Annotated in this window: 9 protein-coding genes; 8 read left to right on the top strand and 1 reads right to left on the bottom strand. The window is 49.5% G+C overall.

The genetic code is table 11. The features are described from left to right. Nucleotides 1–132 precede the first annotated feature (132 nt). A complete protein-coding gene (locus tag COW20_10145; protein PIW48437.1) occupies nucleotides 133–540 on the top strand; it encodes a hypothetical protein in 408 nt (135 codons plus the stop codon). Here COW20_10145 and COW20_10140 read toward each other — a convergent pair. Beyond that, complete coding sequence (locus COW20_10140; protein PIW48436.1) at nucleotides 537–2486, bottom strand: hypothetical protein; 1950 nt, start codon at nucleotides 2484–2486, stop codon at nucleotides 537–539. The two genes, COW20_10145 and COW20_10140, sit on opposite strands and share 4 nt — an antisense overlap. 91 nt (nucleotides 2487–2577) lie before the next feature. Here COW20_10140 and COW20_10135 point away from each other — a divergent pair, with 91 nt between their 5' ends. The 7 genes from COW20_10135 (at nucleotide 2578) to COW20_10105 (ending at nucleotide 18540) form a co-directional block, all read left to right on the top strand. Next, entirely contained in the window at nucleotides 2578–4026 is a 1449-nt protein-coding gene (locus COW20_10135; protein PIW48435.1) for a hypothetical protein, read from the top strand. A 90-nt stretch (nucleotides 4027–4116) separates the two neighbouring features. Then, nucleotides 4117–5358, top strand: a complete 1242-nt coding sequence (locus COW20_10130) for a hypothetical protein (GenBank protein ID PIW48434.1) — start codon at nucleotides 4117–4119, stop codon at nucleotides 5356–5358. Between the two features lie 230 nt (nucleotides 5359–5588). After that, on the top strand, nucleotides 5589–5807 hold the full coding sequence (locus COW20_10125) for a hypothetical protein (GenBank protein ID PIW48433.1): 219 nt from the start codon (nucleotides 5589–5591) through the stop codon (nucleotides 5805–5807). A gap of 715 nt (nucleotides 5808–6522) precedes the next feature. Continuing rightward, nucleotides 6523–10002: a DNA-directed RNA polymerase subunit beta gene (rpoB, locus tag COW20_10120; GenBank protein PIW48432.1), complete on the top strand. Its 3480-nt coding sequence runs from the start codon at nucleotides 6523–6525 to the stop codon at nucleotides 10000–10002. Between the two features lie 73 nt (nucleotides 10003–10075). Then, nucleotides 10076–15865: a DNA-directed RNA polymerase subunit beta'' gene (locus COW20_10115; GenBank protein PIW48467.1), complete on the top strand. Its 5790-nt coding sequence runs from the start codon at nucleotides 10076–10078 to the stop codon at nucleotides 15863–15865. Continuing rightward, nucleotides 15771–17621, top strand: coding sequence for a hypothetical protein (locus COW20_10110; protein PIW48431.1), 1851 nt, complete (start codon nucleotides 15771–15773; stop codon nucleotides 17619–17621). Before COW20_10115 ends, COW20_10110 begins: the two co-directional genes overlap by 95 nt. After that, entirely contained in the window at nucleotides 17593–18540 is a 948-nt protein-coding gene (locus tag COW20_10105) for a GTPase Era (GenBank protein ID PIW48430.1), read from the top strand. Before COW20_10110 ends, COW20_10105 begins: the two co-directional genes overlap by 29 nt. The last annotated feature ends 44 nt before the right edge of the window (nucleotides 18541–18584 follow it).

Below are 18584 nucleotides of genomic sequence, written 5' to 3'. Positions count from 1 at the left end.
ATCCCCCGTAAAGAGGGAGGATACCTGCTTAAAAATAGACGAGAGCCCTGCTTCCAGGTAGAAAGTTTGACTCCATTATTTGCTTGAGAATAGGGTATGATGATGGAGTAGATTCGCAGAACGGGGAGTCCGATGAGCAGTTACAGCAATCTTGTCGATATGCGATCACTGATTCCCAAGGTGATCGACAAAATCACCATGGACAATTGGTTTCGAAATTCTGATTCACTTGAATCACTTCTGGATTTACTTTTGCAGCGCTTCAACCACGGAGGAAAAAAAGTCAGTCAAATCGAATACCTTGAAATCGCAAACCAAGCCGAACAAATGTCTGTAGAACTCGTGATGAGTTTGAGTTACGGCGATTTGGTGCAGCTCTTGTCTGAAAACCCCTGGATTTTAACCACTGAAGCTGAACTCAATCTGATCAGTCTTTTTGAAGAGAAACTAGGCAAATCAACGGTCGCCTCTCTGATTGCAGTGGTGCTCTGCGAGCATTTTTACTCCACCTTGATTCAAACGGTAGAATGTCTGATCTAAGTCAACGAAGCTTCAGATTCTGGCTCTTCCTCTAAAACCAGCCATTCCCATTCGGTTTCACGGATTAAAATTTCCTGTCCGGTTTTAAACTTCAAAATATCCTCTCCCACACCCGTCAGGGCAGGAATGCCTGCTTCACGTAAAAAACTCAAAGCCCCTGTATGATCTGAATTTTCAGCCAGGATCACCATGGAAACCTGCTGAATCTGAAGCCAACGGCCAGGATCAAAGACTGCAAGCACCAAACAGGTCGACCAGGGTTTGAAGTCCTCAGGCAGATTTTCTTCTGCAGAAAGTGGGCACCAGAGCATCACTTCTCTTTCGCCCGGAAAGAGAGCCTTTGCGGTTTTGTTCTGAGACTCAGGCTGATGAGTGTTTGCGCAGAAGCCTTCGCTTTGCTGGCGAGGGGCAAGATAAGCCGAGGAAAAAATAGCGCCCCGATCCAAAGCTGCTACTTCTTCAAGGTTCAGCTGCCAAAAATCATCCTCCGTCGGCAATTGTTCTGCTTGAACAGCGGTTTCAATTAAGTTCTGCATTTGTTTACGCACCTGATAAATCGCCCACAGGGCATCAGAGCGCAAGTCTTCACGTTCCTCAAGCACAGGCTGAAGGATTTTCCAGAGCGGCCGCCAAAACCAATAGTGGCGAGGCGGTTCAAGCTCCTCACGAAAAGCCTGCCAAGGCAAGAGCAAAGCTTTCAGAACGCGTTCGGGCTGATCGGCAAGGCGTAACGAACTGGGTAGAAACTCCTGACTGCCACGGTGCCCATATTGAGACATAAAAACTTGCCATTCCTGTCGAAAGACAGCATGCCTTAAAAAGCCATTCAAATCAGGCTTTCGGCCTTCTGCCAGGAGGATCTGTGCCAGATCGCGAAGATGGTTCAAAGCCTGAAGTAAACGCGAACCGGAACTGAAGGATAAGCGTTGCAGACTTTCCAATACCCCCGCTTTTTCAAAGGGAAGCAAGGCTCGCTCCAGTAAAAGTGAAAGCGGAAGCGAAACCCCCAAATAAAGTGCATAGAGTTCAGCCAATTGCTGCGTATATCCCAACAGGCCCGGATGGGGAATCGAAAAGCTTTCGAGCAGCCAACGGCGGGCCCGCTGGGATTGCTTGATGGCTTGCCTCAAGGTACGTAAATAGCTCCACCAGGACAAATTGTCCCGCCAAGCCGTCAATTGTGTGATAAACTCAACTTGAAAAAAAAGCTCACCTGCAAACGTCTTCAGCAAAACAGATCTGGGTTCGAGCCCCATCGGTTTAAGCCAGCTTTCTGAAATATCTTCAGCAAGCTGGTTCAAAAGGGAACAAAGCAAAGGTTCTGGCCGCTGTCCAAAAGCTTCTAATTCTGCCAGAGGTTTCCAGGCTGTTGGGGGTTCCAACAGAGGCTCCGTTTGCACTGAAACCAGCCAAGTCTGAGAACCATCATCCGCCCATTCCAAAGTAACTTTCTGATCGCAGATATGCATACGAAACAAGGCAGAAAGCTTTGCCAAACGCTGGTTCAAGGTTACTTCTTCTTCACTATCCCAGGCCTTGATCTGTTCAATGATTTCAGCGGCTCTCACTTCTGGCCAAAGAATTTCTACCTGATCCTGATTGAATTCAGGATCCAGGGCCAAACTCCCCCGTGCTTGAAAAGCCGTGGACAGGGGTTGGATCAGCCAAAATCCAGTTTCGAGTAAATCCAATTGGATTGAATCCAGAGAACGGGTTTCCGAGAGGCCGAAATCAGCAAGGGGTGAATCCAAGCGACGCAAAAAACACCTTCCTAAACCCGGTTTTTCTGCACTTTGCAGAAAAACGGCTGATTCAGGCAAACTGAAAAAACCGGGAAGCACCCTGAGGCCGGCATTCGCTGCCTGACACAACAAGGACAAACCCTCAGGCAGAAAAAATCGAGGGATTTGGAAAAAAGCGTCGCAGGGTATTTTTTGCCAGTTCATGCAGTCATTTTAGCCGATTCTTGCAGACAGAGCAGCCTCTTCTGAAAGAATCGCATTGCAGAGAAAGTCATACACCGGCTAAACTGAGACCATGTCTGGGAGGCAAATCATGATTCGCAAGGATACAGAACAGGTTATTCCACCTGAACTGAAGGCGCTGGAACTACAGATTGAACAGCTTCCTCAGACCCCATTTTCCGCGTGGAAACGTCTATCTGTTCGTTTAGAAAAACGCCCCCTTTTGGACTGGTTGCGCGCCCAAACCCAGACCTTTAAATTTTGTTGGAAAAACCGTTCAGGTCAGGATTTTCGCCTGGGTTGGGGAATCGCCCAAGAATTCCATGCCCGCAGTTATCCTTCTCTTCAAGCTTTATTCTCAGAGTTGCAAACAACCCTTCAAAGCGCGCCTGAAGATTTACGGGCCTTTGGCGGGACGGCCTTTCCAATCAGCAAAAATTCAAATTTCCCCCCCCATCCTGCCTGGGATGAGATGGAGACTTCACGCTGGGTGATTCCCCGCTTTGAAATCACCCGTAAGGCCCAGAATTTTTATTTAAACCTCAATTTCTATGATCAGAATCAAGCATCCCGCCACGAAATCATCAAGCTCATCCAAGCGGTTCAGCCTCCCAGCCCTGATTCTGAGTTGCCCTTGCCAGATTTACAGCTCTTGAAACATCAGCCTGATCAACGCGAATGGAGCCAACAGGTGGCTGAAATGCTGAAGCATTTTTCAGAACATAAATTGGACAAAGCGGTTTTGGCCCGTGTCTCTCATTTTCAAGCATCAACAGCTCTTTCGGGTATCCGGCTTTTGAAACTCCTGCTGGAGGCTGAATTGCCCGCCTATCTCTATTATTTTGAGTGGCCCCAGGGAACCATTTTCGCTGGGTTATCCCCCGAACGTTTATACCAACGCAAGGGGGTTTCCTTAAGAACGGAAGCCCTCGCAGGAACCCGACGTTCCAGCCTAGACCAAACCCTTCACCACCGCCTTGAAAATGAACTGCTTGGCAGCGACAAGGACCGGCTTGAACACCGGATGGTCACAGATTTTCTGAACAGAGTCTTGAAACCTTTTTCCACACAGAGTCCAGAAGTAGAACCGCTCAGGCTGATACAAAGCGGCCCCGTACAGCATCTGTACCAACCGATTCAAGCACAACTGAAGGTTCTCCCCAACGATGCCGATTTGATTGAAGCCCTTCATCCTACTCCCGCTGTGGCGGGTCTTCCCCGACCTGCTGCCCTGGAAGCACTCGAAAAGACCCAGGCACTCTTTCGAGGCTGGTACAGCAGCCCCGTGGGCTGGATGAACGCCTCTCAAACTGAATTCGCAGTGGCACTGCGCTGTGTTTTGGTTCAATCTGATCAATTGCGCTTTTATACAGGTGCAGGAATTGTCAAGGGTTCAGTCGCTGAAGCCGAATGGGAAGAACTCAATGCAAAACTTGAGACACTTTTGCGTCTGTTTAAGGAACACCCGCCTGAAAGGATTTCACCCAGGGCATGGTTGTCCCCATGTGCCGGGCAGTGCTAGACTGGATATAGAAAAGTGCTGTATTAGCGGTTATGTCAGGTTTTTACTCGCTGCGTACAGATTTCAATCGTTTCATTTGGATGGTTTGATTTGAAACCTGCGGCTTGGATTTTATTGTTATTTGTGTGTTCTGGCGGGCTTTCGGCTTTACTAGGGAATGAGTTAGGCCGGAAAATTGGCAAAAAAAAGCTCAGTCTTTTTGCAATGCGTCCCAAATATACCAGTACGTTTATGACGGTGATCCTCAGCATGGCTCTTTCTGCCGGACTTTTTGGCAGCTACTTGGCTGTATCAGGCAAAACCCGCATGGCATTGCTGAACCCTGAATTTTTATTGAGTGAATCCAGCGAAAAAGAACAGGCCCACCAATCTGAACTCGTGCAGGTTTTGCGCAGATTAAAAACCCAAAACAGAGTTCAAGTTGCAAAGCTTGCGCAGCAAGAAATTACGCTTGCAGCCCTTCCTCAGCCAATACAGCCCCCCCTTGCTCCCAAAGCGACAGCAAGGCAAGCAGTGATACCTGCTCCTCAGTCACATCAGAATCTAAAGCCCGAGCCTCTGCGTCTGGCCAAGGCTGAGATGCCGATGAAAAAATCTGTGCAGCATCTTGCTCCCAAGGCACTGCCCAAAGCGCTTCAAACCCATTTTTCCAGCCAAGATCTGAGATTAAAAGTTTCCCATGGGGTCGAACCCCATCGCCCCGCTTCACGGGCATCAGGCCCTGAGCTGGCCCAGACGCACCGCAGTCAAAAATCCTATGTATTCATGGCAAAGGCCAATGAAACCCTGATGCGCTTTGAAGCCATGGGCCTGGAGGAAAATGACAAAGCCCAGGCAGCCATGGCCCGTGTTTTGGATTTAACCGAAGCCTATGCCCAGCAAATGGGCTTGCCTGAAACTGAGGGCAGCCGCATTCGCGTTTCTGAAGCCAATATTCAGCAGGTTCTCAGTTCACTTGAGAACCATTCTGGCTTGGGTATCGAGGTCAAAACGGCCTCTGCTGTACTCTCCTCCCAGCCCATGTCGATTCAGCTCAGTGCCTACCCGCTGGTACAACAAGAAAATTTGCGCCCCCAGGATATTCTTGAGCAGGATCGTTTGCAACCGGAAGGAGTTCAAGCCGACCTACGTCAAGAGATTCTTCCCGCCATCCGTACCGCTCTGGCCCTCAAACAGCCACTGGCAATGAGCAGTTTGCCACCCATACAAATTCAAGAGTCCACCTGGGTATCTCCCCTAAAAATCGAGCTTGTACGCACCCGCTCAGCCCAAGTTCATGAAACACTGCTCGATTCACAAAACCTGCGCATTTTACTTTGGTTTTTGCCCTAAATTTCACGCAAGCAAAAAATTTAACCTAATTTTATGATTTCCAGCCGCTGAAAAACCAGACTTCATACGCTAGAATAAATTTATAAATCGGTTTTAGAGTGTCATGTGGCTAACCCTTCCTGTTCGCTGCCAGCTAGATAGGAAAAAGTAAAATGTGCTTTAAAACCCAAACTTTCTGACAAAACTATAATTTCATTTCATTTTGAGAAGGAGTGTCAAATAAAGTTCTCATGTCTGTCGATCGTGACCCCAAAGGTTTGAAAAAAGGTTCTAACCAAAAAAAGTATCTCTATACCTATTCTTATCAGGAAGAGGATGAAGATATCGAAATGTTTGAAGGGGAATACAGCGAGTTTGAAGCTGCCTTCGAACAACCGAAAGGCCGGAGAAATGCCAAGAAAACATCAATGGGGAAGAAACGCAAACAAAACGCAGACCTATTTTATTGATTCTCCAGAATAATTTTTGAGTGCAAGAAAGTATTTCTTTGCGCTCGGTTTCACGAATAACTAAGCGTCCAGCTCGTTAGCTTGGACGCTTTTCGACTGTATAGACAGCCATCACCCCAGACCCGAATGAATCTTATTGCTTATATATTCTAATAACCATATACCCATACCCATTTGGGGGATTGTATGGGGTTTAGACTGAGTCAAGCCAGCCAAAACACCAAGCAAGCTGGTTTTTTGCAGTCATCCACCTGCCTTTCAGACAAAATAATAGATTCGGCTTTTACAACTTGAAAAGCAAGCAGTACGATGATTTCAGCACAAAAAAGCAATCCTCTTATTGGAAGCCCCCCCTTGCAAAAGCATCGGAATGTGATCCCTGTCCTGGGCAAAATTCTGTTTTTAAATATTCTTGTTTTATTTTACCAATAGGTTGTAAAACTTATGAAAAACACCTTGACAAGCATGGCTTAGAGTCATTAAACTTCTAAACTGCGATACATTCTTTAGAGGGTTGGTCTCGCATAGCACTGAATGCTGGCAGCTTTACAATTCAATTATTTATGCCCCCGAAATTTTTCGGGTGTGGCATCTTATTTTTTTTTGGCAGCGACAGTCAGTTTGACGGTCCCCAATTCCCAGCGCCCCGCAATTGCAGGGCATTATCCATCCCATTGGATGAATAAACACTTAAAGGTAGGTAGATAGTTCACCCATGTTGTCAAACGCCGTGGAACGCAAGAAAATTCACAAAGAGGTTTCTGAGAGCTTTAAACAGTTACCTGACCTGATCAAGATTCAGAAAGACTCCTTCAAATGGTTCCTCCAGGAAGGCCTGCCCGAGGCTCTGGAATCTTTCTCTCCGATTCAGGATTACAGTGGCCGCCTCGAGCTTCATTTGCTTCCCAATTACGAACTTGAGCAACCGCCCTATTCCGTACCCGACTGTCGGGCACGGGATTTGACTTTTGCTGCACATCTTAAAATTCCTGTACAGTTGGTCAATAAACAAACTGGCGAAATCAAGGAACAGAAAATTTTCATCGGTGAATTGCCACTGATGACCGAACGTGGAACTTTCGTGATCAATGGCGCAGAGCGCGTCGTGGTCAGCCAGATTGTACGTTCACCTGGGGTTTATTTTAAACGCGAAGATACAGAAACGGGCGGTAAAACACTTTACTCCGCCACCGTCATTCCCAATCGGGGTGCTTGGCTGAAATTTGAAACAGACAACCATGGTCTGATTCATATCCGTGTCGACAAAACCCGTAAAATTCTCGCTACCACCTTTTTACGTGCCTTGGGTTATCAAACCCAGGAAATGAAAGAACTTTTCCGTCACCGTGATTTCCTCGAGCGCACGCTTGAAAAAGAAAAGGCAGCCGGAATTGAAACCACCGATCAGGCCCTGATTGAAGTTTATAAAAAACTGCGTCCTGGCGACCCCCCTTCTGCTGAAGGTGGACAACAGATGATCAAGAGCCGCTTCTTTGATCCCAAACGCTACGATTTGGGTCGTGTTGGCCGTTACAAGATCAACCAGAAACTGAAACTCGACGTCCCTGAAGATGTTCGCACCCTCGACAACAAAGACATTGTTGCGATTATCGATTATCTCGTGGGCTTCAATTTCGACATGGGCGATCTCGACGATATCGACCATTTGGGCAACCGCCGTATCCGCTCAGTGGGCGAATTGCTGCAGAACCAGTTCCGCGTGGGTTTGACCCGTATCGAACGAATTGTGCGTGAGCGCATGACCATTCAGGATATCGACAGCCTGACCCCCCAGAACCTGATCAATGCCAAACCTTTGGTGGCCTCGATCAAAGAATTCTTCGGTTCTTCGCAGCTCTCTCAGTTCATGGACCAAACCAATCCCCTGGCTGAGTTAACCCACAAACGCCGTCTCAGCGCCCTTGGGCCTGGCGGTTTGAACCGTGAGCGCGCAGGTTTCGCCGTCCGCGATATCCACACTTCTCACTATGGCCGTATCTGCCCGATTGAGACCCCTGAAGGTCCCAATGCCGGTTTGATCAATTCCATGTCGACCTTCTCTCAGGTCAATGAGTATGGTTTCCTTGAAACCCCCTACTGGCGTGTACGCAATGGCCTCTTGACCAAAGAGCTGATTTTCATGACCGCCGACAAAGAAGACAACCACTATATTGCACCAGGTGACTTGGGCTTTGAAGATGTGGAAGTTGAGATTGAAGGCGAAAAAGTGGTTGAACGCCGCTTCCAGCTTAAAAAGATTCCCGTGCGTTTCCGCGGTGAGTTCTTTGAAGTCGATCCCCATGAAGTAGAGTTCGTTGGCGTTTCACCGGTACAAATCGTATCCGTCGCAACCTCCATCATTCCGTTCCTGGAACACGATGACGCGAACCGCGCTTTGATGGGTTCCAACATGCAACGTCAGTCAGTGCCCTTGGTTCTGCCCGATCGCCCCTTGGTAGGAACAGGTCTGGAAAAACGCGTAGCCTATGACTCTGGCAGTCTGGTACTGGCCGAAGAGGAAGGTGAAGTAATCTATGTCTCCGCTGATAAGGTACGGGTAAAAAGTACCAAAGGTGATATTAAGCAATACGACTTGCTCAAATACTACCGTTCGAATCAGGACACCTGTATCAACCAGAAACCCGGTGTTGTTTTGGGCCAGAAAGTTAAAGTCGGCGATTTAATTGCTGATGGCGCTTCAACCCAAGAAGGCGAGCTGGCTTTGGGCCGCAATATCATCGTGGCCTTTATGCCCTGGGAAGGCTATAACTTTGAAGACGCGATTTTGATTTCACGTCGCCTCGTCAAAGATGATGTCTTTACCTCGATCCATATTGAAAAATATGAAACCGAAGCCCGCACCACCAAACTGGGTGCTGAAGAAATTACCCGCGATATTCCCAATGTCGGCGAAGACGCCCTGCGCGATCTCGACGAAGACGGCATTATCCGTGTCGGTGCAGAAATTGAGCCCGGCGATATTCTGGTCGGGAAAGTCACCCCCAAAGGGGAGTCTGAACACCCACCCGAAGAAAAACTTCTGCGCGCCATTTTCGGTGAAAAGGCCCGCGATGTTCGCGATACCTCACTGCGTGTTCCCCACGGTGAAAAAGGCCGTGTGGTAGATGTCAAAGTCTTCAGCCGTGAAAATGGCGATGAGCTGCCCCCTGGCGTCAACAAAGTAGTGCGTGTCTATATCGCTCAGAAACGTAAGATTTCTGTCGGGGATAAAATGGCTGGCCGTCACGGCAACAAGGGGATTATCTCCCGCGTATTGCCGATCGAAGATATGCCCTATCTGCCCAATGGCAAACCCGTTGATATTGTTCTGAATCCCCTGGGGGTTCCGGGCCGTATGAACGTGGGTCAGATTTATGAATATCTGATGGGTCTGGCTGCCGACCTGAACGAAGAAATGGTGGAAATCACCCCCTTCGACGAAATGTTTGGCGCCATGGCTTCACAGCAGTTGGTTGAAAATGAGCTGATTGCCGCCCGCGAACGCAAAATCGCCCAGTCGACTGAAGAGTTTGTCTCCCGCTTGCAGGCCATGAAACCCGAGCATCTTCAATTCATTCAAATGACTGAAGGGGAATTGGAAACTGAAGCAGATTTCCGCCGTGAAGCAGAGGCTCAAGCCCGCAGCGAGTGGAACTGGTTACAGGAATCCGGCAAAATCACCCTCTATGATGGTCGTACGGGTGAAGCCTTCATGCAGAAGGTCGGCGTGGGCAATATCTACATGATGAAACTGGTTCACCTTGTAGACGATAAAATCCATGCCCGTTCTACTGGCCCCTACTCTTTGGTTACCCAACAGCCTCTGGGGGGTAAAGCCCAATTCGGCGGCCAGCGTTTTGGGGAAATGGAAGTTTGGGGCTTGGAAGCCTATGGGGCCGCTTATACCCTGCAGGAAATGCTCACGATCAAGTCAGACGATGTCATGGGCCGTGCCGCGGCTTATGAATCGATTGTCAAGGGCAAGAATATTCAGAAACCCGGAATCCCTGAGTCCTTCAAGGTACTGATCCGGGAGCTCCAGAGTCTGGGCTTGGATATCCAGATTCTCCATGTTGGCGATGACGGCTCTGAAACAGAGGTTGAACTGTTTGAAGACAGCTTGACCCAGTATAAAGAGCGACTGAAAGAACAGTTCGCCAAGACCTCACTGCTGGAAACAGAAATCAGCAGTTAAGCAATGCCGTTTGGCATGGTTTGAAAAAATTTGAGAGACTAAAGGTATAAAGACAGTGATAAAGAGCGAACCTCTGATTTATTCTCAAGGACAGCAGCCCAGCGATGAGGGTGATGCGTTCGATTGTATCAAAATTGGCATTGCTTCTCCCCAGCGTATTTTGAGCTGGTCACGCGGTGAGGTTACCAAACCCGAGACCATCAATTACCGGACCCTGAAACCTGAAATGGGCGGTCTGTTCTGCGAACGGATTTTTGGGCCCTCCCGCGATTGGGAGTGCTATTGCCAAAAGTATAAACGTGTCCGTCACCGGGGCATTATCTGCGAACGCTGCGGCGTTGAAGTGACTGAGTCCAAGGTGCGTCGTCACCGCATGGGCCATATCAAACTGGCGGCTCCTGTGGTCCATATCTGGTACCTCAAGGGCATCCCCAGTTACCTCAGTCTCTTGCTGGATATCCCCCTGCGCAGTCTAGAAGACGTCACCTACTACAACGCCTATATCGTATTGGAAGAAACCAATCTGATCCGTGAAAGCGCTGAAGTGGCTGTTGCCGTTTCTGACGAAGAAGGCGAAGAAGCGGCGGCTCCCAAAGAAGACGCCCCCGAACCCGCCAGTTTGCTGCTCAAACGCGGACAATTGCTTTCAGAAGACAAATACGAACAGCTTTGCCGGATTTATGGCGAAGACAGCTTCGTAGCTGAAATGGGTGCCCCTGCGATCAAGCATCTGCTTGGTGAACTCGATCTGAAAACCCTGTCAGAAGAAATCTGGCATGAGCTGAAAGAGAACAAACCCACCGGCCAAAAGAAGATCAAATTGATCAAGCGCCTGCGCGTAATTGAGAATTTCCTCAATTCAGGCTCACACCCCACCTGGATGGTGCTCGACGCCATTCCCGTCATTCCCCCCGACCTGCGCCCCATGGTGCAGTTGGACGGCGGTCGTTTCGCGACCTCCGATTTGAATGACCTCTACCGCCGTGTGATCAACCGCAACAACCGTCTCAACCGTCTGCTTGAAATGGAAGCCCCTGATATCATCATCCGCAACGAAAAGCGTATGCTTCAGGAAGCTGTGGATGCCTTGTTTGACAATGGCCGCCGGGGCCGTACCGTGGTGGGCCCCAATAACCGCGCCCTGAAATCCCTGAGCGATATCGTGGAGGGCAAGCAAGGCCGTTTCCGTCAGAACCTGCTCGGTAAACGTGTGGATTATTCAGGCCGTTCCGTTATTGTGGTAGGCCCCTCTCTCAAGCTGAACCAATGCGGTTTGCCCAAAGAAATGGCGCTTGAGCTTTTCAAGCCCTTCGTCATGAACAAATTGGTCGAACGTGGCGTGGTTCAGAATATTAAATCAGCCAAAAAGCTGATTGAACGCCAAGACACCTATGTCTGGGACATTCTTGAAGAAGTCATCAAAGGTCACCCAGTTCTGCTGAACCGCGCCCCAACCCTTCACCGTTTGGGCATTCAAGCCTTTGAACCGATTCTGGTCGAAGGCCGTGCGATTCAATTGCATCCTCTGGTTTGTACAGCCTTCAACGCTGACTTTGACGGTGACCAGATGGCCGTACACGTTCCTCTTTCGATTGAAGCCCAGACCGAAGCCCGTCTGCTGATGATGGCTACCAACAATATCTTGCTGCCTGCGACCGGCAAACCGGTGGTCAGCCCTTCTCAGGATATGGTTATTGGTTGCTATTATGTCACCATCGACAATCCCGAAGCAGACAAGGAAGATTCCAATCTGCTCGGCAATGGCAAGGTCTTCAGCTCCTCAGACGAACTGCTGGCTGCCTACGAAGGCGGACAATTGGATATTCACGCCAAAGTATTGGTGCGTTTCCCCGTTCCCCGCGTTGATTTGGATGAGCCCGTGATGGTGCATCTGAATGGCGCAGCCGTTCTGGATGCAAACAACCAGCCAGCCCTTGATAGCCATGGCCGCATTACCGTTCGCTTCAATGGCACCCCCTTGGGAGACCTTGAAGAAGCCGGTGAAGTCAAGATGAGTGATCTGGTCTATATCCGTACCACTCCTGGCCGCGTGATGCTGAATCAGCTTTTCCCCCGGGAAATGCCCTATCAGAACTATGCTTTCGGCAAAGAACAGCTTTCCAATCTGATCGAAGACTGCTATAAAATCTATGGCAACGAGAAGAGTGCTGAGTTGGCCAATAACCTCAAAGACAAAGGTTTCCACTTCGCCACCAAAGCCGGTGTATCGATTACGATTTCCGATTTGGTGATCAACAAGAAGAAACCTGAAATTCTGAGCCGTGCTGAAAATATTATCAACGAGGCAGAAACCCTCTACCAACGTGGTCATATCACTGAAGCTGAACGCTATACCCGTGTTATCAACACCTGGCATGAAGCATCTGAAGAACTGACCAAGTTGATTGATAAAAACGATCCTGACAATAAACTGAACTCCGTCTATATGATGGCCTTCTCCGGCGCACGTGGGAATATCTCCCAGGTCCGTCAGCTGATTGGGATGCGCGGTCTGATGGCAGATCCTTCCGGGAACATTATCGATATGGCGATCAAGTCCAACTTTAAAGAGGGCTTGAACGTAACCGAGTATGTACTTTCTTCCTACGGCGCCCGTAAGGGGATTGTTGATACCGCCCTGCGTACCGCTGACTCCGGCTATCTGACCCGCCGTCTGGCCGACGTGGCGCAAGACGTGATTATTCTGGATGAAGACTGTGAAACCCAGAACTTCTTCCGCCTGCGCGATATCAAAGAAGGTGAAAATACCCACCTGAAACTGATTGACCGTCTCGTGGGCCGCACCTCTGGATATGATATCATCAGCGATTCAGGCAAAGTCATTGTTCATCGCAATGAAGTCATCTCTCCCGATAAGCTCGATGATATTGAAATCTATCTGAAGGGCAAATCCGAAGAGAACGCCTATATCGATGTGCGCTCTCCCATGGGGTGTGAAAGCCATTTCGGTGTCTGCCGCCTCTGCTATGGTTGGTCCTTGACCAATCAGCGGGTCGTGGATCGTGGTGAACCGATTGGTATTATCGCCGCTCAGTCCATCGGGGAGCCCGGTACCCAGCTGACCATGCGTACCTTCCACACAGGGGGGGTTGCTGAAGGTGGGGCCGCTGAAAAGGTCTATGCCACAGACAAAGGCAAAGTTTCATTCAATGCCAAAGATCTGGTCACTGTGGATATCCGTACCCAAGCAGGTGAAAACTTCAAGGTACTGGATAAAGAAATGGTGCTGACCCTGCAGCCCTCAGGCCGTAAAAAAGCCAAAGAGATCACCATCTTGCCTGGTTTCGCACTGAAAGTCGAAGATGGACAGGAAGTCGACAAGGGTGAATTCCTGGCGGTTGCCGTTCGTGAATCCGGTAAGTTTGGCCGGGGCTCAATGGAACGCAAAACCAAAGATGTTCCTGCCACCATCAGTGGTCAAATCGTCTACGATGGCGTGCAATGGGAAAAACGTAAAAACCGCAATAAACAGCAGGACGAAAATGTCGTTACCGGCAAAGAAGGCCTGATCTGGATTTACAGCGGCGATGTCTATTCCATGCCGCCCAAATGCGAAGTGCATGTCAAAGATGGCGACACCCTCAAATCTGGGGCCACGATCGCCAGTATCGGCACTTCCACTGAATATGGCGGTCGCGTGTCATTGGTAGAAAATGAAGATGGCACCAAAAACCTGTCGATTATTACGGCTGAACTGCAGTTGGAAGGCGCGTTGGTCGATAAGACCCGCCCTGAAACCGTTCTGCGCTTCCTTGACGAGGAACTGCCCGTTAAAAACTTTGAACTCTTTGTGGATGACGGCACCCGCCTTGAAAACAACCAGGTTCTGGCCAAAGCCTTTGAAAGCCGCTACAAGGTTGAACGCAATGGTGTGATTCATTATGTTCATGACATCAATGAAAAAGAACCGATCACCAAAGAAGTCGAAGTACTGCTGCTCTTTGAAGAATTCTATCCCCTCAAGGACAAAACCCTCTATCTGGAAGAAAGCGCTACCGTAGCTGCTGGAACCGAACTGATGGAAGGTGAATTCGTCGAAGAAGCCGGCTTTGTTAACTTTGACCCCGATACCTCTCAGGAATTGCTCTTCTATCCTGGCGCTGTAGCCTATCGTTTCCCCGATGGTTCAGAAATTTCGGTTGAAGAAAACCACGTAATTCAAGCGGGTAAAACCGTCGGTAAACGTGTTGATCCTGAAACTGGTGAAATGGAAGTCGTGACCTCTGAAATCAAAGGTTTCATTCAAATGATTCCCGTGGATGAGGCCGAAACCCTCGTGGTGATTCGTCCCTTTGAGAAATTCAAAATCAAACCGGGCGAAAACTTCTTCAACGTCAAACGCGAATCCGATAATATCGGTCTCGAAACCGTCACCCGCCTGCTGCACCGTCAGGGCGACCGGATCAAAGCAGGTTCTGCGCTGAGCCGGATTGAACTGCAGTTCAAACTGCTCGGTTCATTGGTGACCCTCGGTGGCCGTGTCAATCTGATTCCCAATCCCGAAGAAGAAGGCACTTTCTTCCTGAATCTGTCTTCTACAGAAGCACTTTCAGGCCAGAAAGGCAGCATGAGAGGCACCTTCCTGCCCGATTATCAGGAAATCGAAATCTATATCGAGCCCCTGGTCAAAGACGGCGAAATGGTCACCCCCCGTACCAAAGTGGCTTCTACCAAGTACAAAGTGCGTGCTGACGGTACGATTCACGTCTATGAAGACGAAAATTCCGGCGTCTTCCGCATGATGCTGCTGACCAGTGAACATGAGCGTCACTACGATATCAGTGGCAAAGCTGCTGTTGTTGTAGGCGATAAACTCTTCGACGGCGATTTAATTGCTGAAGGCATCACGGCTCAGGAAACAGGTATCGTCACTGCAGTCAGTAAAAATCTGGTCACGATCCGCAAGGCGCGTCCCAATCTGGTCAGCCCAGGTTCTCACCTGGTACTCACCGACAAGAGCATGGTGCGTCAAGGCGAAGTCGTTGCCGTTCTGGCTTACGAGCAGATGAAAACCGGGGATATTATCCAGGGTCTGCCACGTGTTGAAGAACTGCTTGAAACACGCAAACCCAAAGAAACCGCCGTACTCTCCGAGTATGAAGGTGAAGTCTTCGATCTGATTCGTGATGACGACAAGACCACCCTCAAAATTCGGGGCGTCAAAATGGGCGCAGAAGTGGAAGCCGAGCATTCGCTTGAAATTCCTTATACCGCCTCAGCCACGGTTTCTGTGGGCCAGAAAGTTCATCGCGGCGATCGTCTCACCACAGGTTCTGTCAATCCACATGAACTTTTGAAAATCAAAGACGTGGCGGCTGCACAGCGCTACCTCGTCGATGGCGTTCAAATGGTTTACCGTTCACAGGGCGTTAAAATCAATGACCGTCACATCGAAGTCATTGTGCGCCAGATGACACGCAAGTGCCGGATTGAGAATCCAGGTGAAACCACCTTCCTGCCGGGTGAAATCGTCAGTGAAACCCGTATTGCTCAAGAAAAGAAACGTATTTCAGAATTGGGTCTGGTGACCGAATCCTTCGAATATACGCCGATTCTCCTGGGGATTACCAAAGCTTCACTGAATACCGAAAGCTTTATCTCAGCGGCCTCTTTCCAAGAGACCACCCGCGTTCTGACCGAAGCCGCGGTCGAAGGCAAGCGCGATTGGCTCCGTGGTTTGAAAGAAAACGTCATTATCGGACGTTTGATTCCTGCCGGAACCGGCATGCGCACCAAAGCCATGCGCGATGAATTGCTGCGTAAGCAGAAATCTGTCGCCGATGCCCGTGCCGATGCAGCTTCTGCCAACAGTCAGGAATCTGTTGCAGAAGTTCAGGCTTAGGATGCTGAACAAGACGTCAGGGTTGTTGCTTGCAACAGCCTTGACGCTTACGGTCAACCTTCCCGTTGGAGCGGCGGAAGCCCCCAACGGGAAGGCCCCCCACAAGGCTGTGAATCCAGCCCTGTGGGGCTATTCTGGCCTCTTAAATGTACCTACGGCAGAAGTTATGCCGAATGGAAGTTATTCAGGAAACTTACGTTATTTCCCCTTAAACTCAGGCCTCTCTGGTTCCGCCATGATCAGTCTTTTTGACAACCTGGAACTTGGCTTGGTCTTTGGTGCCCCCCCCGCCAGTGGGTTTGCCTCCATGGCCGGCAGCCTGAAATACCGCTTGATCTCTCAAGATCAGGGAGCCCCCGTTTCTTTGGCCTTGGGAGCCAGTCTTTTGGGGCTCGACAGCGGCAACAGTTATGTGCCCGGTAACAGTCTCTTTCTGACCCTGAGCCGTTCTTTTTATCTTCCGCTTGAAAAAGGCAGCTTGCATATTGCCAATCTGCACGGTGGCTTTATGGGAGATTTAAAAGGCGCGCGTCTGGTCGGTGGGCTTGAAGTCCCCGTTATGGATTATGGACGTTTCAAGCTTGAATACATGGGTTCCTTGAATGATCTCAGTTCCCAGGCCTTTAATTTTGGCCTGAGTTTCACCCCTTGGCCTTTCCTCAATCTGGATATTGGTCTGATGCAAATGCCAGGGCGTACCTTTTGGGATCGGGATTTTGTGATCGGCATCGGTTACAGCGGCAATTTTGGCTTGACTCCCCATACTGCCCCCTCTCCCGTTTCGAGCCCCAGCCCAAGCCCCCAGGTTTCTTCAACGCCCACGCCACAATCCTCTGCGACCCCACCCTCTCAGGTTGAAGTGCAGCCCCAGGCTCTGAAAAAAGGCAGCTTCAGAATTCGCGTGATCGACAAAGTCGATCAAAAATCCCTGTCAGGAGCAAATATACGCCTTTCAAGCCCTGATTTGGTGCTGCGCTTAAATGCCCATACGGATCCCGTCGGCGAGGCTCGCTATTTACACGTGCCCAGCGGAGCCTATGAGGTGGAGATCATGAAAGAGGGTTGGTATTCTGAATCCCGCTTTATCTCGGTTCAGGATAACCGTGAAACCTTTATGGAAATAACGCTTACACAGCGTACAGGGCGTGTATCAGGACGGGTGATTATGCCCGATGGCAACCCGGTCAGCGATCAATCCAGTAAATTGGAACTGACAGACAGCAGGGGAACCCTGATCAAAGAAAACAAGCCCGAAGCCAATGGTTCTTATTTACTTGCCGATATTCTGCCAGGCAAATACACCTTGACCCTGTTTTATCAGGGACGTATCTCCTCGCGCAAAGAGCTTGAAATTTCGCCAGGAACAGTCAATGTTCATGAATTTATCGTCGAAGGCCCAGCCCCTACACCCAGCCCACCTGAACCCAGTGCAGTTCCCCCCAGCCCCTTGCCCACACCTGTTCCTGCCAACAGCGCACCGCCCCCTGCCAAACAGGTGGTTTCAGCGGTGATTGAAGGTCAGGTCAAAGACGCCTCAGGTGCCGCCCTCAGCGGCGTTCGACTCAAACTCGAAAATGACGATCTGATGGTGATTACGCTCAGTTCGCCGGAAGGCAAATACACCTTTCGCGAAATTCCGGCAGGCGTCTTTCGCCTTTCCTTGAATAAACAGGGCTTCAAAACACGGGTCTTTCAAATCACGATTACCCGGACAGAATCCCTGAAGCATGATTTTGATATGCAGAAAGAAGAATAACGTGCCTGAATCCTTAAAAAGTGGCTTTGTCAGCCTGGTAGGCCGCCCCAATGTAGGGAAATCGACCCTGCTGAATCATTTAATTGGAGAAAAGGTCGCGATTGTTTCGAAACGGCCCCAAACCACCCGATCCTGTCTGCGCGGAATCTTAAGTGATCCTGATCGGGGGCAGGTTATCTTTGTTGATACCCCAGGGATTCACAAACCCAAGCACCTGATGGCCAAAAGCATCATTGAACAGGCCATGCATGTTTTACAGGAAGTGGACTGGCATCTTTTTGTGGTCGATGCGACCGAAGCGCCAGGCCCAGGGGATCGCTTTATTGCCGACGTACTTGCCAACAAAGCCCCCCAGACCTTTTTATTGGTCAACAAGGTCGATAAACTGCCCAAAGGCCAGAAAGAACAGTTCCTCAAAGCCTATACAGATTTGGGGCATTTTCGCAAAGTGTTTCAAATTTCCGCAAAACACTCCGAAGGCCTGGACGAAGTCATGACCGCTTTATTTAAGGAATTGCCCGTTGGCCCTGCACTTTATCCTGAAGATGAATATACCGACCAGACCGAACGCGTGATGGTGGCAGAACTGATTCGCGAACAGGTTTTTCGCCGCACAGGCAATGAAATTCCACATGCCACCTCTGTGTATATTGAACAGTATAAGCAGCGGACAGCTGATCTTACCTATATTTCTGCAGTAATCGTGGTTGAGCGCGATACTCAGAAAAGAATCGTGATTGGCAAACAAGGGCAGAAACTCAAGGAAATTGGGGAAGCCGCCCGATTGACCATTTCCAGTTTTTTGGGCACCCAAATTTATCTCGAACTTTTCGTGAAAGTTATGCCCCATTGGCGCAATGAGCGTAAAAAGCTCATGGAATTGGGCTATGAAGTGGAACGCAACGCTGAAAAAGGATAGCTTTCAGCATGGATTTTTCGTTCCAGTTCAGAATAAGCTTCCAT

This window comes from bacterium (Candidatus Blackallbacteria) CG13_big_fil_rev_8_21_14_2_50_49_14 (assembly GCA_002783405.1).
Lineage (GTDB): Bacteria > Cyanobacteriota > Sericytochromatia > UBA7694 > UBA7694.
This window is presented reverse-complemented; position numbering and strand designations above follow the sequence as displayed.

What these genes read in the sequence shown, in the direction of transcription:
- rpoB (PIW48432.1), top strand. Translation starts at nt 6,523, where the DNA reads ATGTTGTCAAACGCCGTGGAACGCAAGAAAATTCACAAAGAGGTTTCT.
- COW20_10125 (PIW48433.1), top strand. Translation starts at nt 5,589, where the DNA reads ATGTCTGTCGATCGTGACCCCAAAGGTTTGAAAAAAGGTTCTAACCAA.
- COW20_10140 (PIW48436.1), bottom strand. Translation starts at nt 2,486, where the DNA reads ATGAACTGGCAAAAAATACCCTGCGACGCTTTTTTCCAAATCCCTCGA.
- COW20_10105 (PIW48430.1), top strand. Translation starts at nt 17,593, where the DNA reads ATGATTTTGATATGCAGAAAGAAGAATAACGTGCCTGAATCCTTAAAA.
- COW20_10110 (PIW48431.1), top strand. Translation starts at nt 15,771, where the DNA reads ATGAATTGCTGCGTAAGCAGAAATCTGTCGCCGATGCCCGTGCCGATG.
- COW20_10135 (PIW48435.1), top strand. Translation starts at nt 2,578, where the DNA reads ATGTCTGGGAGGCAAATCATGATTCGCAAGGATACAGAACAGGTTATT.
- COW20_10145 (PIW48437.1), top strand. Translation starts at nt 133, where the DNA reads ATGAGCAGTTACAGCAATCTTGTCGATATGCGATCACTGATTCCCAAG.